Here is a 19561-nt window from a genome sequence, read left to right as displayed (position 1 = left end):
CACCGACGGCCGGTGCGACACCGACGGCAGGCGAGGGGCACGGCCGGTCGCGCATCGCACGGCACGGGTTCGCGGCGCGACGGTGTGGCACGATGCGCTGATGTCGACGACCGCACTGGTGACCGGGGTCGGCCGAGGTCTTGGTCGGGAGATCGCCCGTCGACTGGCCACCGCTGGAACCGACGTGTGGGGCACGACGCGAGACGGATCGATCGACGCCGAACTCGGCCGATCGTTGGCCGGCTGTGTCGCCGTCGACCTCGCCGACGAGTCGTCGATCGTGGCGGGTGTGTCCGTCCTCTCCAGCTCGGTCGAGTCGCTCGATCTGCTGGTGAACAGCGCCGGTACCGACGCCCGGTCGTTCGGATCAGCCGACGACGAGCGCGGTCCGTTCGACTTCGACTCCGCGACGTTCGAGGCCGTGATGTCCGTCAACGTCACGGGTCCGATGCTCGTCACCCGCCATGCGCTGCCGCTCCTGCGTCGGGGCAGCGGACCGATGATCGTGAACATCAGCTCACAGTTGGGTTCCATGCAGGTCGCAGCACGCACGGGTCGCGACACGGCGTACTGCGTGTCGAAGGCGGCGCTGAACATGCTCGGTGTGAAGTCGGCCGATGCACTTCGTCCGGACGGCATCGGTGTCGTGATGCTCCACCCCGGCTGGGTCCAGACGGACATGGGTGGCGGGAGCGCGCCGATGACCGTCGAGGAATCGAGTAGTGCCATCGTCGCCACGATCGCCGCGTTGACCATGGCCGACACCGGCCGGTTCATCCGCTGGGACGGTCACGACCACCCGTGGTGAGAGCCGGCCCTGACGAGATCGGGTCGGATGAGATCAGGCCAGGACGGCGGTGGCGACGACGTCGCCGGTCGAGTTCGCGATGTCGATCTGCGCGGTGTCGGCTCGCATCATCGCCGTGTTGAAGCGGCATCGCACGAGTACGTCGGGCACCGACACGCGTCGCCGGGCCCGCCTCAGGTCGCGTCGGGGCCCTTGGCTCGAACGTCGTCGACCGCCGTCATCGCGGTCCGGAGCTCGGTGAGCCACTCATCGGTGTTCTGTCCGACGAGGCGAACGCACCAGGCGAGGGCGTCGGCGCGCGAACGGGCGACGTTCGCGGCGACGAGCGTGTCGAGCACGAGGCGCTCCGGCTGGCGGAGGCGGGTCATCACCGGCACCGCGATGTGCGTGAAGAGTTCGGTACGTCCACCGACCTCCACCGCCCATGCGACCTTGCGACCGAAGCGGTGTTCGGCGTCGCGTGCGATGGCCATCCGCTGGTCTCGGGTGTCCTCGCGGAATCCGGTGATGCGACCGGCGACGGATTCTGCCCGGTCGGCGTCACTCGCTCCGTCGGCGAGGGAGGGCTCGGTGACCGAGATGGTGATGGTGATCTCCTCGCGGTCGATCACGATCGACGGTGGCGCCGTGGCGGTCCAGTCGGTGGGAATGCGCCCGGTGAGCCAGGCGTCGATGGTGGAGTCTGCCGTGTCGTGCATGAGCAGAATCTACTTCCAGTCATTACATGATTACAACGTTGCACACGAGTCCGAAGGAACCGCAGGTCGGTGACCCGCTCGAGATCCCACCGCACCACGCTGAGGCCCGTCGCAGCACCGATCCCCGGATTCGCGAGCCGATCCGGGCCTGCGTTCGCCGCACCGCACGCGATGAGGCATGATGGAGACGCGCGTCACAGGGACACGCACTTCTTTCACGAATCACTTCGACACCACTTGGGGGTCTCATGGACGTCACGGTCACGATCAACGGCCAGGAACACACGCACGACGTCGAGCCGCGCACGCTGCTCGTCCACTACATCCGTGAGCACGCCGGGTTGACGGGGACGAACATCGGCTGCGACACGTCGTCGTGCGGTGCGTGCTCGATCCACTTCAACGGCGAGGCGGTCAAGAGCTGCACGTTGCTGGCCGTCCAGGCCGACGGGCAGCAGATCCGCACCATCGAAGGCATGGCCGACGCCGACGGCACGCTGCACCCGATGCAGCAGGCGTTCATGGAGAACCACGGCCTGCAGTGCGGCTACTGCACCCCGGGCATGGTCATGGCCGCCACCAGCCTGCTGGAGGAGAACGCCAACCCGACCGAGCAGGAGGTCCGCATCGGCCTCGAAGGCAACCTGTGCCGCTGCACCGGCTACCACAACATCGTCAAGTCGGTCCTCGCCGCTGCGAACGCCTGACACCTCGAGATCGCCTCACGTCCTGCACTTCGGGGGACACCGGCGAGCACTCGGGAACGTCGAGTCGGTCCGATCCGTCCAGAACCGAACGGACCGACTCGCACGCAATCCACTGCGACATCGAGAACGTGTCGCTCACATGAACTGGGGGTTCATGAAATGACAGTCATCGACGACATGGAAGCCAGCACCGAGTCGATCGCCGCCGGCAACGGCGTGCTCGGCCAGCGGATGTTGCGCAAGGAGGATCCCGCACTGCTCACGGGCGAAGCGGTCTTCACCAACGACATGAAGGTCCCGGGTGCACTGCACCTGGCGATCCTGCGCAGCCCGTACGCGCACGCCAAGATCCTGTCGGTCGACGTGTCGGCCGCCCTCGAGATCCCGGGCGTCCTGCACGCGTACAGCGGCGCCGACCTGGCCGATCAGTGGGCGGCGCCGATGCCGTGTGCGTGGCCGGTCACCGACGACATGAAGAACCCGGCGCACTACCCGCTCGCGGTGAGCAAGGCTGCGTACGTGGGCGACGGTGTGGCCTGCGTGCTCGCCACTTCCGACGCAGTGGCGCGTGACGCGATCGAAGCGATCGAGGTCGAGTACGAACCGCTCCCTGCGGTGATCGATCTCGAGGCAGCCCTTTCCGACGAGGTCGTCATCCACGACGAACTCGGCACGAACAAGAGCTACACGTGGCCGCTCGTCATCGAGGAGACCGAAGGCGACTGCCAGCGGGCGATGGACGAGTCGGCCTACGTGGTGAAGGAGCGCTACGTCCAGCAGCGCCTGCTCCCGATGGCGATGGAACCGCGCGCGGTGGTGGCGATGCCCCAGCCGTTCGGCGGCGACATGACCCTCTATTCGTCCACCCAGGTGCCACACATCCTGAAGGTGATGACCGCGCTCACGCTCGGCATCCCCGAGCAGCAGATGCGCGTCGTGTGCCCGGCGGTCGGTGGAGGCTTCGGCTCGAAGCTGAACGTGTACGCGGAGGAACTGCTCTGCGTCCAACTCGCCCGCACCCTGAAGGTCCCCGTCCGTTGGAACGAGGAGCGCGGCGAGAACACCCAGGCGACCATCCACGGCCGCGCCCAGATCCAGGACATCGAACTGGCTGCCGACGAGAACGGCAAGATCACCGGGCTGCGGGTCCGACTGATCGGCGACATGGGTGCCTACCTCCAACTCGTCACCCCCGGTGTGCCCCTGCTCGGAGCGTTCCTCTACGGCGGCGTGTACGAGATCCCCAAGGCGTTCGACTTCTCGTGCACCTCGGTGTTCACGACGATGACGCCGACCGACGCGTACCGCGGCGCCGGTCGCCCCGAGGCCACGTACGCGATCGAGCACGCGATGGATGCCCTGGCCCGCAAGATGGGCATCGACCCGTTGGAGCTCCGACGTCGCAACTTCATCCCCAAGGAGTCCTTCCCCTACGAGGCGTACACCGGGCTCACCTACGACTCGGGCGACCACGACAAGGCCGCCACGATCGCCGAGGACATCCTCGGATACGCCGCCATGCGTGCCAGGCAGGCCGAGCAGAACACGCCCGATGCGACGAAACGTCTGGGTATCGGCGTGTCGACCTACTTCGAGATGTGCGGCCTGGCTCCGTCCCGCGTGCTCGCCTCGCTGAACTACTCCGCCGGTGGCTGGGAGTCGGCCACCGTGCGCGTCCTGCCGACGAACAAGATCCAGGTGGTCACGGGGACGGCGCCGCACGGCCAGGGCCACGAGACGGCCTGGTCGATGATCGCCGCCGACAAGTTCGGCGTCGACCCCGCCGACGTCGACGTCCTGCACTCCGACACCGCGATCGCCCCGCTCGGTCTCGACACCTACGGGTCGCGTTCGCTGCCGGTCGGCGGCGTGGCGATCGCCATGGCGTGCGACAAGGTGATCGACAAGGCCCGCAAGATCGCCGCCCACCAGATGGAGGCCAACGAGGACGACCTCGAGTTCGCCGGCGGGATGTTCACGGTGAAGGGGTCACCCGACAAGGAGATGCCGCTCGCTGCGATCGCCTTCGAGGCGTTCACGGCGCACAACCTGCCCGACGATCTCGAACCGAACCTCGAGGTGCAGCTCACCTACGACCCGCCGAACTTCTCGTGGCCGTTCGGCACGCACATGTGCGTCGTGGAGATCGACGTCGAAACGGGCGCGACCGAGGTGCTGGAGTACGTCGCGGTCGACGACTGCGGTAACAAGGTCAACCCGCTGATCGTCGACGGCCAGGTCCACGGCGGTGTCATCCAGGGTCTTGCTCAAGCCCTCTACGAGGAGGCGGCGTACGACGAGGACGGCAACCTGCGCTCGACGAGTCTCGCCGAGTACCTCGTTCCCGCCGCGAGTGACGTCCCGTCGATCACCACCGGGGAGAGCATCACCCCGTCACCGACCAACCCGCTCGGCGTGAAGGGTGTCGGCGAGGCCGGCACGATCGGCGCCGCGCCGTGCATCATGAACGCCGTGGTCGACGCACTGTCGGGCCTCGGCGTCCAGGACATCCAGATGCCCGCCAGCCCCCTCAAGGTCTGGACCGCCATCCAGGAGGCCCGCGCATGACCAGGTGTCCGACACGCGCAACACCTGCGCACCACCTCGGTCCGATCGCACCGTCCGGGTTCGACTCACCGAGCAGTCGACCAACCGTCTACCTTTCCTTCCGCACCACCTCTCACCTCCAGGAGAACCACCAGTGATCCCCGCAGCATTCGACTACGTCCGCGCCGAGTCCGCCGAGGAGGCGATCAGCCTCATCGGTCAGCACGGTGACGAGTCCAAGTTCCTCGCCGGCGGCCACAGCCTCCTGCCACTGATGAAACTGCGCCTCGCGCAGCCCACGGTGCTGATCGACATCGGTCGGCTGAGCGACCTGTCCTACATCCGTGAGGACGGCGACGTCATCGCGATCGGTGCGATGACGCGTCACATGGACGTCGAGACCTCCGACGTCCTGAAGGAGCACGTGCCGCTCCTCGCCCACGCGGCATCCCACGTCGGTGACCCCCAGGTCCGCCACCGCGGCACGATCGGTGGATCGATCGCCCACAGCGACTCCGCATCGGACCTCCCCGCCACCACGCTCGCCCTCGGCGCCACGTACGTGGCCCAGGGTCCGAACGGCACCCGCGAGATCGCCGCCGGCGACTTCTACAAGGGCTTCCTCACGACCGACCTCGCGCCCGACGAGATGCTGACCGAGATCCGCGTGCCGAAGATGCAGGGTGCGGGCTGGTCGTTCCAGAAGTTCAACCGTCGCGCCCAGGACTGGGCGATCGTCGGCGTGGCTGCGTGGCGTCGCAACGGCGACTCCGGCGTCGGGCTCGTGAACATGGGCTCCGTGCCGATCCTCGCCACCGCTGTGTCGACGGCACTCTCCGGCGGCGCAACGATCGAGGACGCGTCGGCACAGGCCGCCGAGGGCTGCGACCCCACCGCCGACCTGAACGCCAGCATCGAGTACCGCGAGCACCTCGCCCGCATCCTCACCAAGCGCGCGCTCGAAGAAGCCAGCGCCTGACGGTCAGGGGTTCGTCCCCCGTCCTCATCCCGGACCTGCTCCCGGCCGACCGTGTCGGCTGGATAGCGTCGGGCCGTGCTCGACGACGACATCACCGGGGTCGCCGCACGATCGAACCCGCCGGTGCGCGTCGCGACGCACCCCATCGCTCCGCTCGCTGCGGTCGGCGCGATCGTCACCGTGCTCCGCCTGCTCGTCTCGGGTTCCCGCACGACGTACTCGATCTGGCCCGACGAACCTGCGCAACTGGCCATGGCGCGGTTCCTCGCGGGCGGAACCCGCTGGAACATGCACGACCACAGCACCTGGAGACCGGCGTACGCCCTCCTCATCTCGCCGGTGTACTGGTTCACCGACGACGCGACGACGGTGTTCCGCTCCGCGATGGTCGTCAACGCCGCCCTCGGCGGTGTGGCCGCCGTCCTGCTCGTGCTGCTCACCCGCCGGTTGACGACTCTGTCGGCCTGGGCCTCCGCCGTCACCGCCGGCGTGGTGATGACGGCTCCGGCCAGCCTGTTCGTCACCGACTTCGTGTGGTCGGAGTCGCTGGTCGTCGTCCTCTTCCTCGCCACGCTGCTGGCGTTCGTGCGTTTCGACGAGGCGCCCGATCTGGCCCGAGGGGCAGTCGCCGTCGCTGCGGCCACAGCAGCGTTCGCGACGCACAGTCGGATGCTGCCGCTCGTCGCCGTCGGCATCGGCATCGTGCTCGTCGCATGGCGGCAGGGGCGCACCGACGTCCGTGTCGTCGCTGTCTGTTCGGCGGCGGCCATCGCCGGTGCCGGCTTCGTGCAGTGGGCGTCGGGAGCCATCGTCGATCGACTCTGGCGCGACGCCGCAGAGACGAACACCGTCGGTGCAGTGGCCGAACGCGCCGGTGACCTGGGGCCGCTCGTGGTCGCAGCCGCCGGCCAGTGGTGGTACCTCGTCGTGAGTTCGCTCGGGATCGTCGGCCTCGGCGTCTGGGACATCGTCCGGAGGATCGCGGATGGGCACGACGAGCAACGCCGGGCAACTGCGATCGTCGCCGTGTCGACCCTCGGTTGTGTGGCGCTGTCGGTGGTGTTCATGTCCGAGCGGGTCCGCGCCGACCGCATCGTGTACGGCCGCTACAACGATGCTGTGATCGCTCCGGTGCTCGTCGTGGGGATCGCGGTCCTCGTCGGCTCGATCGGCACTCGGCGCATCGCGGCCGTCTCCGGCGCCGTCGGTGCTTCGGTCGTGATGGCCGCCGTCGTGCTCACCGCGTTCCGCTCCGAACCCCTCGCGGGAGACAACGGCGTCGAGCCGATGATCCTCGGCCTGCAGCCGTTCGTGTCCGGCCGATCGTCCATCGACGTCGTGCCGATCACCCTGGCTGCGCTGGTCCTCGGCACCGCCGTCGTCGCCGCCTCCCGGTTGCCTCGAGCGGGCGGGCCTCGACACGTCTCGGCCGCCGGGCTGATCGGGTTGCTCCTGGTGGTCGGCGGCATCCGTACCGCCGACGTGATCGCTCGAGGCTGGAACGACACCACCGACATCGAGCCCATCCAGGCGCTCGCCGACGGGCCGCTGGCGGGAGGCGAACCCGTCGACTTCTACGTCCGACCGGGCTCCGACGACACCAAGGCGTTGATGGTGTACCAGTTCGTCCTTCCCCAGAGTGCATTCACCGTGACCGAGGCACTCGACGACGGCGACGCTCGCTACGTCGTGGCACCCAGCGACTCGGACTGGCCCGCGGATCACCCCGCCCGGTCCGTGTGGAGCGACTCACTCCGCGGCATCTCCCTCTGGGAACGTGCCCGACACGGACAGTGACGGAACCGCCACTTCGGGTCATCTTCCCACGGTGTACTACCTTGCAGCTCGGCACGGCGGACCTCGTACGTGCGAAGCAATGGAGGTTGTCATGGCAAGGTTCTCCCGTTCGGGTCTGACGGCTCTCGGTGTCGCAACGGCGATGGTGGCGGCGATGGGTGTCGGGGTACTCACCACGGCCTCCGCATCGTCGGGCTCACCGTCGTCACTCGTACCGATCGCTCCCTCACGGATCCTCGACACCCGCACCGATGTCGGATTGCCCGATCGGTTCGTCTCACCGACGGCTCGCACGCTGCAGGTGACGGGCGCCGTTGCGACGACATCGGGGACGACCACAGTGGTCCCCGATGGGGCGACGGCCGTCGTCGTCACGGTCACCGTGGTCGAGCCGGACGCGTCGGGTTTCGTCGCCGTCGGAGCTGGAGCGGACGTCATGACGAGCAACGTGAACGTCGTGGCCGACGCGACCGTCGCGAACGCGGTGACCGTGGCGTTGCCGGACGACGGTGCGATCGACGTCGTGTACACCGCGTTCGGCGCGACCGGGCCGACCGCTGACGTCCTCGTCGACGTCAACGGCTACTACGTGGCCGGAGGCGCCGGTGAACCCGGACCCCAGGGCGACCCCGGACCCCAGGGCGTGCCGGGCGATGACGGCGCCGACGGCGCGCAGGGCATCGCCGGGCCTCCCGGAGTCGCCGGAATCCCCGGGCCGGTCGGGCCCGCCGGACCGGCAGCGTCGGTCGACCACGGCTACGTCTACAACGTGGGCGCTCAGATCGTCCCCATCGAGGCCGACGTGAGCTTCGACTCGAACGGCGTCAGCACGAGCAGCATCACCCACACGCCCGGAACAGCCGGCATCGTCGTGACCGAGGCCGGAACGTACGCGATCGAGTTCTCGGTCAGCGCCGTCGAGCCGAACCAGTTCGCACTGTTCGTCAACGGTGCTGGCCTCGCCGGCGGTGTGTTCGGATCGGGCGCCGGCACCCAGCAGAACTCGGGCAAGGTGATCGCGGTGATGACCGCGGGTGACGTGCTGACGCTGCGCAACCATTCGTCCGCCGCCGCGATCACGCTGCAGACCCTGGCAGGCGGCACCCAGATGAACGTGAACGCATCCATCACGATCGAACGCCTCGACTGACGCACGTTCGAAGGCCGCCACCGCGGACGACTCGACTCGTTCGCTGCTCGGGACGAGGCCGTCCTCGACGTCGCGATCGACGGATGTGGTCCGACTCCGAGATCAGGCCGCGTCGTCGGCCGGTGGACCGTCGGGAGCCGCTGCCGGCGCGGCGAGGTCGCTGCGCCGCGTGCGCAAGCGCAGGTCCTCGAGGACGCGACGGTTGGCGGCCTGGAGGTCGGCGAGGAACGCCACACTCCAGATCTGCACGGCGACCAGGATCAACCCGATCCCCGACAGCAGGCTCGGCAACCGGCTGCGATAGTCGTCGGCGAGGAAGTAGAACGCGAGCCACCGCAGGAGCAGGAGCGATCCGATCAGGAACGGGACGCTCCCGACGAGGAAGAAGAAGCGGAACGGCTTGTACAGCGCGAAGCTGCGCACGATCGACTGCCCCGAGCGGGACAGGTACTGCGGCACGCTCTTGACGAGACGCGAGTCGCGGGTCTTGGCGTTGACGCCGATGGGGACCGACACGACGTGGATCCCGTTCCAGCCCGCCTGGATGATCGTCTCCATGGTGTAGGAGTACCGGCCGAACACCTGGACTCGCATCGCGGTGTCACGCGAGTAGGCGCGGAAACCGCTCGCCGCGTCGCGCACACCCGTGCCCGAGAAGCGTCGCACGACCGAACTCCCGACGCGCTGCAGGATCTTCTTCGAGCGGGAGAAGTCGTCGATGTGTTCGATCGGCCGCTCCCCCACCACCATGTCGGCCTCGCCGTCCAGCACAGGAGCCACCAGGTTCGCGATCGACCCGCCGTCGTACTGGTTGTCGGCGTCGGTGTTGACGATCACATCCGCTCCGGCCCACAGGCACGCCTCGAGACCGGTGAGGAACGCAGCAGCGAGACCACGATTGTGCGGGTGGGACACGACGTGGTCCACGCCGAGACGACGGGCGACCTCGACGGTCGCATCGCTGCTGCCGTCGTCGATCACGAGCCATTCGACGACGTCGACCCCCGGGACCTCACGGGGAAGGTCGGCGATCGTGAGGGGAAGCGTCTCCTCCTCGTTGAAGCAGGGGATCTGGATGATCAGCTTGACGGGCCGTGGCATCAGGCGGCGATCCTAGCGAAGAGTGGCGATGTGCCCGCCGCGACCACGTCGACGAGGATCGACACGATGCGGCTCGTGATCGCCACCGACAGCGCGACCCCTGCGCCGAGCGGCCCGGTCAAGGCGGACACCAGCACCGCTTCGCGGACCCCGATGCCACCCGGGAGACCGATCACCACGAACCCGGCCATCCACGACAACGTGGAGGCGAACAGCACCTCCAACACGGCGCGCGTCGACGGCGACCCGTCGAGGGCGATCACGACCGCCACGTTCATCGCACCGAAGAGCAACCACACGGGCAGGTGGCGCAGCGTCTGAACGGTCAGGAACCGCCCGGCGGGCAGCGCGACCGACCGACGAACGATCGTTGCGATCCACGACTCGAGACGTCGTCGACCTGCGTCCGCCCACAGGATGCCGAGCGCGGACACGAGTGCCAGGCCGATCGCCGCTGCGATCCACCGGCGATCCGACGTGGTGACCACGCCGGTGATCGATGCGAACGCGGCGGCTCCGGTGAGCGTGGCGATCATCGACGTCGCCGTGGCCGTGTACGCATCGCGCCGCACCACCCCTCCGCGCACCGCGAGTTCGGCCTGGCCGACCACGGGCCAGATCCCGCCGGGCACGTACTTGCCGAGTTGCCCCACGAAGAACCACGCGAAGCCGCTCGGCGTCGCGACGTGCGCCCCGCGGCCGCGCAGCAGTGCGACCCAGTTCACGGCGATCACCGACATGGCAGCCGTCCCGCACACGAAGGCGACCAGCGCCCACTGCGGATCGGTGTCGGCGAATGCCGTGGTCACCTCGTCCCAGTCCCGGGAGAGACGCAGCGCGAGGAAACCCACGCCGAGCACGCCGATCGCGACGCCCGCCAGAGAAGCGAGTCGCTGGCGACTCATCGGATCCGGCGAGTCACGGCGTGCGCCGCTGTGCGCGGATCATCGTCCACGGCAGTGGTGACGCCACGTCGGCGACGTCGAAGCGGGTCGCGACGAAACGCGAGAACGAACGTCGCGAGAAGTGGTTGACGTGGCCCGGCGTGTTGCCCAGGTCGCGCAGGTACCGACCGCGCGCCATGTTCCCGATCCGCCAGATCGGCTCGAAGGGCACGGATGCGACGAGCGTCCCGGAGCAGACGCGCGCGATCTCGGCGAGGGCAGCGCCGGTGTCGTCGAAGTGCTCGAACACCTCGATCGCGAGCACGAGGTCGAACGAGGAATCGGGATACGGCAGTCGCGTCACGTCACCGAACACGCAGTCCAGGTCGCGGCTGCGCCAGTGGGCCGCGAGTTCGGGATCGGGCAGGTCGAGTCCGACGATCGACGAGTCGACGAATCGCTCGCGCAACCGTGTCGTGACGACGCCCTCACCGATTCCCACTTCGAGGATCCGCTTCGGGGCATCGACCGCTCCGACGAAGCGGTCGAACGCGTCGAAGAAGCCGCGCATCATCCGCTGTTCGATCGGATTGGTCGTCGCGTACTTGTCGTAGGTGTTGCCCGTGGGGACCGCTGCGGCCCCGCTCGTGTCGACGGGTGTGTCGACGTTGTCGCCGGTGTGGTTGCTCATGACGCGTCGTCCTGGGTCTCGATCGGGGTGGCACCGGCTGCGGGGATCCTCCAGAGGATCCACGTGGGGTCGGACCAGATCTCCACGAAGCCGGCCGTGGCGGCCTCGTCGATGTCGGGTTGCCACGCGGTGTCGCGGCGGCGCTGAGCAAGATAGTCGGCTCCGATGGCCACCCGGTCGATGTCCTTGGTCTGGAACGACCGGCGGTCGGTGAGCAGCGTCATCGTGCGGGCACGGAAGAAGGCCACGGTCGCGCCGGGCGGGGTCAGCTCGCGCACCGCTTCGTACACGGGTGCCACCGTGGGCTCGGTCGGACCCGAGAGCACCCGGCCGGCATCGTCGAACTCGCGCACGTCGGCGATGTGACCGGGGAGCACCACGCAATGAGCCACGACGAGTGCAGCGAGCGGCGCCGCCGCGACGAGCGACACGAGTCGTTCCCGATGCCGGAGTGCAGCGCCGGCGGCGGCGATCAGGGCCACCGCCACGAAGTACACGACCCACGGCGTGATCTGGAACCAGTAGCGCTCGACCTTGCGGAAGTGGGTGCCGATCGTGAGCGCACTGAGGACGGCGATCGCGAGCAACATGCCGTCGAGGTGTGGTCGGGAGCGAACGCCGATCACGACGCCGACCACGGCGACCAGCAGGATCATCACCCCGACCGCCGGATGCTCGCCGAATCCGAGTTGCGTCGCGAGGATCCGTGGATACTCCCCGAATCGGTCGTCGATGTTCGAGCGGGAGTTGTCGTTGTCGGGCAGCAGTGCCGTCGGCAGGAGCAACTGGAACACCACGACCGCCGTGACGAACGATGCGAGTGGGGTGACCAGGGAGCGGACGTGCGTCCGGGTGACCTCGACGACCTCGGACGGTCGTCGCCAACGCCGCTCCATGGGTCGCCGCCCGCCATCGTGACGAGCCCGATGCGCTCCGACGTCGTCTCGCCGGTCGTCGGTCGGTCGGGTGGCCGACGCGTCGTCGGCGTCGGGGTTCGACCGCAACAGTTCGAACGATTGGATCGCCACGGTCGCCAGGATCAGTGCGAGTCCTTCACGCCGGACGTTGAACGACAGTGCGCCGAGCACTCCGAGCACGGACAGATCGAAGATCCGCGCCGTCAGCAGCGCACCGCGGAGACGGACGCGGTCGAACCACCACACGAACAGCGTGACGCTCGCGAGGTGGGGGATCTCGGTGATCAGTTGCTCGGTGTGCTGCAGATAGGCGAACGACGTGGCGAAGACCGCGGCGACCGCGAGAGCCACCGGACGGCCCACCCGACGCCGGACGATTCCGTGGAGCAGCGCCACCCAGACACACATCGCGGCGACTTCGATCAGCTTCAGGCGGTCGTAGTCGAGCCCCCAGAACCGGACGAAGGGTGACAACACCAACGGCCAGACCCACGGGTACCCGGTCGGGCTGAACCCGCTGTCGGAGTTCACGACGGCGAACCGGTTGTCGGCGATGACCTCCGCCGGGTTGCCCTCGAAGATGCTGCGCGCCTGACGCAGATAGAGCGCGAAGTCGTCGCCCTGGGTGTGCCCCTGGCGGTGCAGCGACACGGCGAGTACCGCGGTTGCGACGATCACGACGGGCAGAGCGAGTCGGGCACCCACGGAGGTACCGCCGGCGGTCCGTGCGAGCATGGCGAAACGATAGGGCGCCGAGCGCCAACCCGACCATCGCGTGGTCACTCGGCCCGCGGGTCCCACGACCCCGACCGCGACGGGACGTGGATAGCGTTTCGCCGATGTTGCTGGGGCTGGCCTCGGGCGGCCTGTGGTCGGTCTGGTGGATCGCCCTGGCGGTCGTCCTGGTCGTCGGCGGACTCTCGGCGATCCTGCGCAGTGCAGGCCTCGAATGGGTGCGGATCCGTCGGATCCTGATCGGCGTCTACGCCATCGGATACGTGTCCTGGTTCGCGATCAACGGCATCATCATCGACCGCATCTCGGTGCTCCTGTCGTTCGCGATCTTCCTCGGTGTCGCGAGCGTCGGCAGGTCGCGGGACGCGTGGCGACGCACGGCGACCGATCTCGGGCTGTTCGTCATGATGTGGGTTGCCTACGACGAGTCGCGTGGCGTCGCCGACGAGTTGGGGATGCCGATCCAGGTCGAATCGGTACGCGACATCGACCGCTTCCTGCTGTTCGGCCGCGATGGTTCCGTCGCGCTCCAGGAACGGTTCCTGGCGCCCGTCGGCACGGTGCGCTGGTACGACGTCGTCGCGTCGTGCGTGTACTACTCCCACTTCATCGTGCCGCCGATCGCTCTCGGCGTCCTGTGGTGGCGGAACCGTGACGAGTGGGTCCGCTACATGCGTCGCTTCGCCACCCTGATGCTCGTCGCGTGCACCATGTTCGTGCTCCTGCCGACCGCACCGCCGTGGATGGCGGCGGGCGGGAGCACCCGACCCGGGTTCCGTTTCGACGCACTGCCCGCGCTGAGGCGACCGACCGGCAACGGGTGGGAGCACATCGGACTGCGCAACTTCGTGGAGGCGTGGGACACCGGTCGTGACTGGGCCAACGACGTCGCCGCGATGCCGTCGCTGCACGCGGCGTACGCACTGTTCGTCGTCGCGTTCTTCTGGCCGAAGATCCGCAGCCCATGGATCCGTGCCGCTCTCGTGGCGTATCCGACGTCGATGGCGGCCGCACTCGTGTACTTCGGCGAGCACTACCTGACCGACGCACTCGTGGGGTGGGCCGTCGTCGGTCTGTCGTTCCTCGTGTGGAACCGCGTCGAGACCCGACATCGGTCGAGCGGCGACGTCGACACGGAGAACGGGGCCAACTCCGACGTCGACGACGAGCACAACGCCCCCGTCGCCGTGGCCGTCGCAGACGGTGGGACGGATGGCGGTGTCGCTCAGACCTCAGCGGGCGAAGGATCGGCAGCGGAAGTCGCCGCCGACGGCACCGTTCCGTCGGTCAGCGCCTTGCGGTAGGACGCAACGGTCGCTGCGATCTGAGCGTCGAGTGGCGTAGCGCGCAGACCGAAGACATCGGTGGTGTCGGTTGCGTCGATCACGAACGGTCGGTCGAACTGGTACAGCATCTCGACCACCGCCCGCAGGTCGGCGGAGAACAGACCGGCGGCGCGCAGCGCGAGCCGCGGGATCCGACGCACCTTCTGACGCTCGACCCCGGCGGCGTCGCAGATCGCGTCGGCCATCTGCGTCGCCGTCATCGGTGCCACCGTCGGAACGTGCCACGCACGGCCGAGGGCACGGTCGTCGTTCCCCAGGGCGGCGACGGCATCGCAGACGTCCTCGATGTACGTCCAACTGTGGGCCTGGTCCGTGCGTCCGACCATCGACACGCTCGTGGAGGCGAGCAGGCGGGGAACGAAGCGACTCCCGAGGTGCGCGCTCGCTCCGAGGCGCGGTCCGAAGAAGTCCGACGCTCGCACCTCGGTCGTGCGGATCCGCCCGGCCCGGTCCGCCTCGATCGCGTCGCGCCACATCGCGGCACGGATCGCCCCCTTCGTCGTCGGCGGATCGAGAGGGTCGGTGGCGGCCATCGGCGACGAGTCGCTCCCGGAGGCGTAGAGGTTGCCCATGGCGACGAGTCGCGCACCGGTCGCCTCCGCGGCAGCGATCAGAGCGGCTTGGAACGGCGGCCACACGGACGCCCACGTCGAGTAGCTCGGATTGGCACAGTTGAAGATCGCGTGCGCTCCGACCGCGAGTTCGGTCAGTCGCCGTGCGTCGGATCCGTCGGCGGCCACCCGCTCGATGCGACCATGCTCGGGACCCGACCCGGCACGGGTGACGATCCGGACGTCGTGGCCCGCGTCGGCGAGACGAGTCGCCACGCCCGACCCCACGACACCTGCGCCGACGACCACGTGGAACCGCCGGGGCGCGGCCGGAACGTCCGGCACCTCCCCCTCCGCCGCGTCGTCGCCGTGTTCGCCGTCGATCCGTGTGTTGTTCATCTGGTCCTCCGAGTTGTCGAGATGGAAACGAGAGCACCGCTCTCATTCGTTCAGTATGCACCCGATCACTCCGTGAAACAAGAGCACTGATCTCCTTTGTGACATCTGTTCTCGAATCCGGTCCGCCCGTCGACGGATCGGCCACAATGTGGCGATGACCGACGAGGAACCCCGAGGGATCAGAGCGCGGGCACGAGCAGAGTTGCTGCGCGACGTGAGCCGGATCGCACGGTCTCACCTCGCCGCGTCCGGGGCAGCCGAACTGTCGGTGCGGGCGATCGCTCGCGAACTGGGGCTGGCATCGAGTGCGCTGTACCGCTACTACCCGAGCCGCGACGCACTGCTCACGCAGTTGATCATCGATACCTACGACGAGCTCGGCGCCGCCGTGGAGGGAGCCGAAGCCGACGTCGACCGGTCCGACGTCGCCGGACGGTTCGCGGCCATCTGCCACGCCGTGCGTGACTGGGCTCGGGCCAATCCACACGAGTACGCGCTCATCTACGGATCACCCGTGCTCGGCTACGCAGCCCCCGACGACACGATCGAATCGGCCCTGCGTGTCGCTCGTGTCCTGATCGTCCTCGCCGCCGACATCGATCCGTCCGGCCCACTCCTGCGCTCTCGCGCACCATTGGATCCCACGCTGGCCGAGCAGCTCGCCGGCGCGAATGACCTCGCCGGGGTGGACGCCGACCTCGATGTGCTCGCCCTCGGGGTCGAACTCTGGGCGCAGCTCTTCGGCTTCGTCAGCTTCGAGTTGTTCGGCACGTTCCACAACGCATTCGATCCCGCCGACGCGCTCTTCGAGCATCAGGTCGCCATGGCGATCCAGGCGTTCGGACTCGATCGATGACGGCGTCGCTGCGTCGATCGACTCGACTCGACTCGGGACGGAACCGATCGGTCAGAGCAGCCCGCCGTACGAGCCCCCGTCGACGTGGAGTTGGAGCCCGTTGACGAACGTCGCCTGCTCGCTGCAGAGGAAGGCGACGACGGAGCCGAAGTCGTCGGCGTCACCCATCCGCACCTGCGCCTTCTGCTCCGACGTGTAGAGGGAGTCGAGGCGCGGTGTGTCATGGATGCCGGGTTGCACCGTGTTCACCGTGACCCCGTCGCCGGCCACCTCGAGGGCGAGCGTCTTCAGGAAGGCCGTGGCACCGGCGCGAGCCGTGTTCGACAGGATGATGTTCGGGATCGGCTGACGCACCGACACCGACGTGATTGCCACGACGCGACCCCACCCACGCTCCTGCATCCCGGGGACCGCGGCCTTGCACATCGCCACGATCGACAGCAGGTTGAGGTCGAGCGCTCCGGCGTACGCGTCCACCTCCGTCGACGCGAAGTTGCCCGCGGGCGGCCCACCCGCATTGGGGACGAGGATGTCGATCGGGCCGCCGAGTGCCTCGGTCGCGAGGTCCACGAACCGGGCACCGCCGTCGGCCGTGCCGACGTCGCACACGAGCGGCACGGCACCGTGTCCGAGGTCGGCCACCGCGCGGTCGAGCCGGTCCGCATCACGACCGCAGATCGCCACCTGTGCGCCCTCGGCCAACAACGCCCGTGCGCTGCCGAGCCCGAGGCCCGATGATCCAGCGGCGACTGCCGCACGACGTCCAGCGATTCCGAGGTCCATCCCCCGAACCTATGCGGCCGCGTCCGCCAGGACGACGATCGAACGGGGCGCGACGACCACCGGCGAACCGGCCGGAGACGGCTCGGCGAAGCCGGATTCGTCCGCCGTGTCGATCATGCGCCGCCACGGGCCCGGGGCCTGCACGGCGAAGTCGAGCGGCTCCCACCACATGTTGACCATCACGTACAGGCCGTCGAGGTGCCATGCGAGTGAGCGTGAGTGGTCGCCGCAGTCGGGTGCACCCGACACCCCGAACCACTCGACGTCGCTCCCCCACCAGTCGACCTGCGTCAGCACCGGATGCGCGGCACGGAAGTCGGTGAGGCGCTGCACGAATCGTTCGAGATCGAGCCAGTCGTTGCGTCGCGACCAGTCGGTCCAGGTCGTCTCGTCGTCCTGGTTGTACGGGTTGTTGTTGCCGCCCTGGGTCCGGCCGAACTCGTCGCCGGACACGGCCATCGGCGTGCCGTGGCTGAGCATCAGGAGCGTCCAGGCGTTGCGGAGTTGCCGACGACGCAGCGCTCTCACCTCGTCGGACGCTCCGGCTTCGCCCTCCCAACCGCAGTTCCACGAACGGTTGTCGTCGGTGCCGTCGGTGCCGTTCCAGCCGTTCGCATCGTTGTGCTTGCGGTCGTGGGCGACCAGGTCGAACATGGTGAACCCATCGTGGGCCGTGAGGAAGTTCACCGACTTCCACGGCGCGTCGAACAGGTCCGGGCTGCCCTGCAGTCGCTGCATCACCGCCGGCACGAGTCCGGCCTCACCACGCAGGAAGCCGCGCATGTCGTCGCGGTACCGGCCGTTCCACTGCATCCACCGCGGGTCCGGCCACGACCGGCCGACCTGGTAGCGCACCACGTCCCACGCTTCGGCCACCAGCCTCACCCCTCGGTCGGCCGCCCAGTCCCCGATCGAGCGGACGAAATCGGGGTGCCGGCCGAGCACGGTGGCGAGGTCGAAGCGGAACCCGTCCACACCGAGATCGGCGAAACGGTCGAGGGTCGACATGATCAGTTCTCTGGACGCCGAGGAGTGCGTGTCGACGATGTTCCCGCAGCCCGCGTCGTCGACGTAGAAGCCGTCGTCGTGGAGTGCGTACCACCGCGCGTCGGCCAGACCGCGCAGGTTGTACGTCGGACCCGCTTCGTCCTCCTCGGTGGTGTGGTTGAACACGACGTCGAGCCACACCTCGATGTCGTGTGCGTGCGCCGCTGCGACGAGGTCGCCGAGCTCCCGGTTGGCGTCGTCGCCTGCGGCGTACTGACGATGCACCGCGCCGAACACCATCGGCATGTACCCCCAGTAGTTGCCCTCGTCGGGGTCGAACTGGTGCACGGGGAGGAGTTCGATCACCGAGACGCCGACGGCTCCGAGACGAGGAAGCTCGTCGATCAACGCGAGGTAGGTGCCGGCGTCGACACGCTCGCGTCGCCGGGTCATGCCGCGCACGTGGACCTCGTGCACGACGAGAGGTCGCGACGTGTGATGCTGCGGGCGGGGCGCCGGCCACTCCGTCGCCACGGCCCGCGGCGCGATGCGATGGTTCGGACCCGCTCCGGGTCGGGCTGCGTCGCGCCGGTGCTCGTCGTGGAACCACACCTCGGTCGCCTCGGGATCGACGAGTGTCCGGTCGTCACGGAACCGGGTTCCGGGCGGTCCCGATGCGATCAGGCCGTAGCGCTGCCCGAGTTCGACCTCGCCGACCCAGTGGTCGCCGTGTCGATCGAGTGGACGATCGCCCGAGTCGGAGGTGAGGCGCACCGAGGTCGCGTCGGGAGCGAAGACACGGATCTCCATGCGCTGCATCGTGCCACGCCCGGGTGACCGGGCGTCGCGATCCGGGAGACGTCCTCGACCCGTCCGAGACGGAACGCCCGACGAGTCGTCGCAGTCGGATGCGTGTGGATCGTCGGACCTCTCAGGGCTGCAGGGATCGCTCGTAGCTGACCTGCCGGTCGAGCGGCTCGATCCGGATCGAGAACGTCGCGACAGCGTTGTCGTCCCCGATCGTCATCGTGATCACTGCGGTCTCGGCCTGTTCGGAGGCCAGGTCAGCCTCCGTGAAGCCGACGCTCTGCACCCACGCGGTGAACGCCGCAGGGTCGTCGGTCCGGAGCCGGGCGAGGTCGAGGGTCTGGACCGCCGTGGCCCGCGTTCCGGACTCGTTGCCTCCACTCTGGTTCCCCAGGGTCACCGAGGTGTCGGTGATCGCGAATCCGATCGACTCGGGCACCAACCGGTCCTGGGTCAGCGGCGAGTCCACGGCCACCGGCGATCCGGCACGATCCTGTTCGTTCGCACCGTCCCACGTCGTTCCTGCTGCGTCGACGAACACGGCCGACACCACGAGGGTCGGATCGACGTCGAAACTCGGAGTCGACGCCGGCGGCTCACCCCCCGCCGTGACCGCGTCCGCCGAGCCCACGGCGTCCTGCAGGGTGGGTGCCTGCTGCGCCTGCTCGTCCTCACGCAGGCTCGACACGCCGAACGCCAGCACGGTCGCCGAGCCGCAGACGAGCAGCACGACGCGTGCCGTCCTGCTCAGACCCTTGCGCGTCTCCGGTTCGTCGTTCCGTGGGGGGTCGCTCCGAGGGTTGGGAGGGGTCGGGTCC

At 68.6% G+C, this 19561-nt stretch carries 17 protein-coding genes; 8 read left to right on the top strand and 9 right to left on the bottom strand.

The window, feature by feature from the left end:
- The first annotated feature begins 100 nt into the window (after nt 1–100).
- Nucleotides 101–808, top strand: coding sequence for an SDR family NAD(P)-dependent oxidoreductase (locus ABJK40_RS13620; protein ID WP_348482475.1), 708 nt, complete (start codon nt 101–103; stop codon nt 806–808).
- A 173-nt stretch (nt 809–981) separates the two neighbouring features.
- Here the strand turns inward: ABJK40_RS13620 and ABJK40_RS13615 are convergent, their stop codons facing one another.
- On the bottom strand, nt 982–1506 hold the full coding sequence (locus ABJK40_RS13615) for a hypothetical protein (RefSeq protein ID WP_348482477.1): 525 nt from the start codon (nt 1504–1506) through the stop codon (nt 982–984).
- Between the two features lie 248 nt (nt 1507–1754).
- Here ABJK40_RS13615 and ABJK40_RS13610 point away from each other — a divergent pair, with 248 nt between their 5' ends.
- From ABJK40_RS13610 to ABJK40_RS13590, 5 genes are all read left to right on the top strand, one after another.
- Nucleotides 1755–2213, top strand: a complete 459-nt coding sequence (locus ABJK40_RS13610) for a (2Fe-2S)-binding protein (protein ID WP_348482479.1) — start codon at nt 1755–1757, stop codon at nt 2211–2213.
- Nucleotides 2214–2390: 177 nt separating this feature from the next.
- On the top strand, nt 2391–4781 hold the full coding sequence (locus ABJK40_RS13605) for a molybdopterin cofactor-binding domain-containing protein (RefSeq protein WP_348510322.1): 2391 nt from the start codon (nt 2391–2393) through the stop codon (nt 4779–4781).
- A 133-nt stretch (nt 4782–4914) separates the two neighbouring features.
- On the top strand, nt 4915–5739 hold the full coding sequence (locus ABJK40_RS13600; RefSeq protein WP_348482482.1) for a xanthine dehydrogenase family protein subunit M: 825 nt from the start codon (nt 4915–4917) through the stop codon (nt 5737–5739).
- A 75-nt stretch (nt 5740–5814) separates the two neighbouring features.
- On the top strand, nt 5815–7536 hold the full coding sequence (locus ABJK40_RS13595; RefSeq protein ID WP_348482484.1) for a hypothetical protein: 1722 nt from the start codon (nt 5815–5817) through the stop codon (nt 7534–7536).
- Nucleotides 7537–7627: 91 nt separating this feature from the next.
- Nucleotides 7628–8686, top strand: coding sequence for a collagen-like protein (locus tag ABJK40_RS13590; protein ID WP_348510321.1), 1059 nt, complete (start codon nt 7628–7630; stop codon nt 8684–8686).
- Nucleotides 8687–8788: 102 nt separating this feature from the next.
- Here the strand turns inward: ABJK40_RS13590 and ABJK40_RS13585 are convergent, their stop codons facing one another.
- From ABJK40_RS13585 to ABJK40_RS13570, 4 genes are read right to left on the bottom strand one after another with little or no spacing between them, the layout of a single operon-like run.
- Nucleotides 8789–9787: a glycosyltransferase family 2 protein gene (locus ABJK40_RS13585; RefSeq protein WP_348482307.1), complete on the bottom strand. Its 999-nt coding sequence runs from the start codon at nt 9785–9787 to the stop codon at nt 8789–8791.
- Nucleotides 9787–10692 carry a lysylphosphatidylglycerol synthase domain-containing protein gene (locus tag ABJK40_RS13580; protein ID WP_348482309.1) on the bottom strand — a complete coding sequence of 302 codons (906 nt, stop codon included), beginning with the start codon at nt 10690–10692 and terminating at the stop codon, nt 9787–9789. The genes ABJK40_RS13585 and ABJK40_RS13580 overlap by 1 nt, the downstream gene beginning before the upstream one ends.
- A gap of 13 nt (nt 10693–10705) precedes the next feature.
- Nucleotides 10706–11362: a class I SAM-dependent methyltransferase gene (locus ABJK40_RS13575; protein WP_348482311.1), complete on the bottom strand. Its 657-nt coding sequence runs from the start codon at nt 11360–11362 to the stop codon at nt 10706–10708.
- Nucleotides 11359–13014: a hypothetical protein gene (locus tag ABJK40_RS13570; protein WP_348482312.1), complete on the bottom strand. Its 1656-nt coding sequence runs from the start codon at nt 13012–13014 to the stop codon at nt 11359–11361. The genes ABJK40_RS13575 and ABJK40_RS13570 overlap by 4 nt, the downstream gene beginning before the upstream one ends.
- A 104-nt stretch (nt 13015–13118) precedes the next feature.
- Between ABJK40_RS13570 and ABJK40_RS13565 the strand changes: the two genes are divergently transcribed.
- Nucleotides 13119–14318: a phosphatase PAP2 family protein gene (locus ABJK40_RS13565; protein WP_348482314.1), complete on the top strand. Its 1200-nt coding sequence runs from the start codon at nt 13119–13121 to the stop codon at nt 14316–14318.
- Here ABJK40_RS13565 and ABJK40_RS13560 read toward each other — a convergent pair.
- Nucleotides 14240–15310, bottom strand: a complete 1071-nt coding sequence (locus tag ABJK40_RS13560; RefSeq protein WP_348482316.1) for an NAD-dependent epimerase/dehydratase family protein — start codon at nt 15308–15310, stop codon at nt 14240–14242. The genes ABJK40_RS13565 and ABJK40_RS13560 overlap by 79 nt on opposite strands.
- Nucleotides 15311–15464: 154 nt before the next feature.
- Here ABJK40_RS13560 and ABJK40_RS13555 point away from each other — a divergent pair, with 154 nt between their 5' ends.
- A complete protein-coding gene (locus tag ABJK40_RS13555; protein ID WP_348482318.1) occupies nt 15465–16166 on the top strand; it encodes a TetR/AcrR family transcriptional regulator in 702 nt (233 codons plus the stop codon).
- A gap of 51 nt (nt 16167–16217) precedes the next feature.
- On the opposite strand, the gene ABJK40_RS13550 is transcribed toward ABJK40_RS13555, so the two are convergent.
- The 3 genes from ABJK40_RS13550 to ABJK40_RS13540 form a co-directional block, all read right to left on the bottom strand.
- Nucleotides 16218–16949, bottom strand: coding sequence for an SDR family oxidoreductase (locus ABJK40_RS13550; RefSeq protein ID WP_348482320.1), 732 nt, complete (start codon nt 16947–16949; stop codon nt 16218–16220).
- Between the two features lie 9 nt (nt 16950–16958).
- Nucleotides 16959–18746 (bottom strand): alpha-amylase family glycosyl hydrolase, encoded by a 1788-nt coding sequence (locus ABJK40_RS13545; RefSeq protein ID WP_348482322.1) that lies wholly within the window; start codon nt 18744–18746, stop codon nt 16959–16961.
- A gap of 121 nt (nt 18747–18867) precedes the next feature.
- A partial coding sequence (locus ABJK40_RS13540) for a hypothetical protein (RefSeq protein ID WP_348510320.1) occupies nt 18868–19561 on the bottom strand: 694 nt, incomplete at its 5' end.

The sequence above is a fragment of the Ilumatobacter sp. genome, from assembly GCF_039969435.1.
Lineage (GTDB): Bacteria > Actinomycetota > Acidimicrobiia > Acidimicrobiales > Ilumatobacteraceae > Ilumatobacter_A.
The sequence above is the reverse complement of the archived record's forward strand: the minus strand, read 5'-3'. Positions and strand labels throughout refer to the sequence as shown.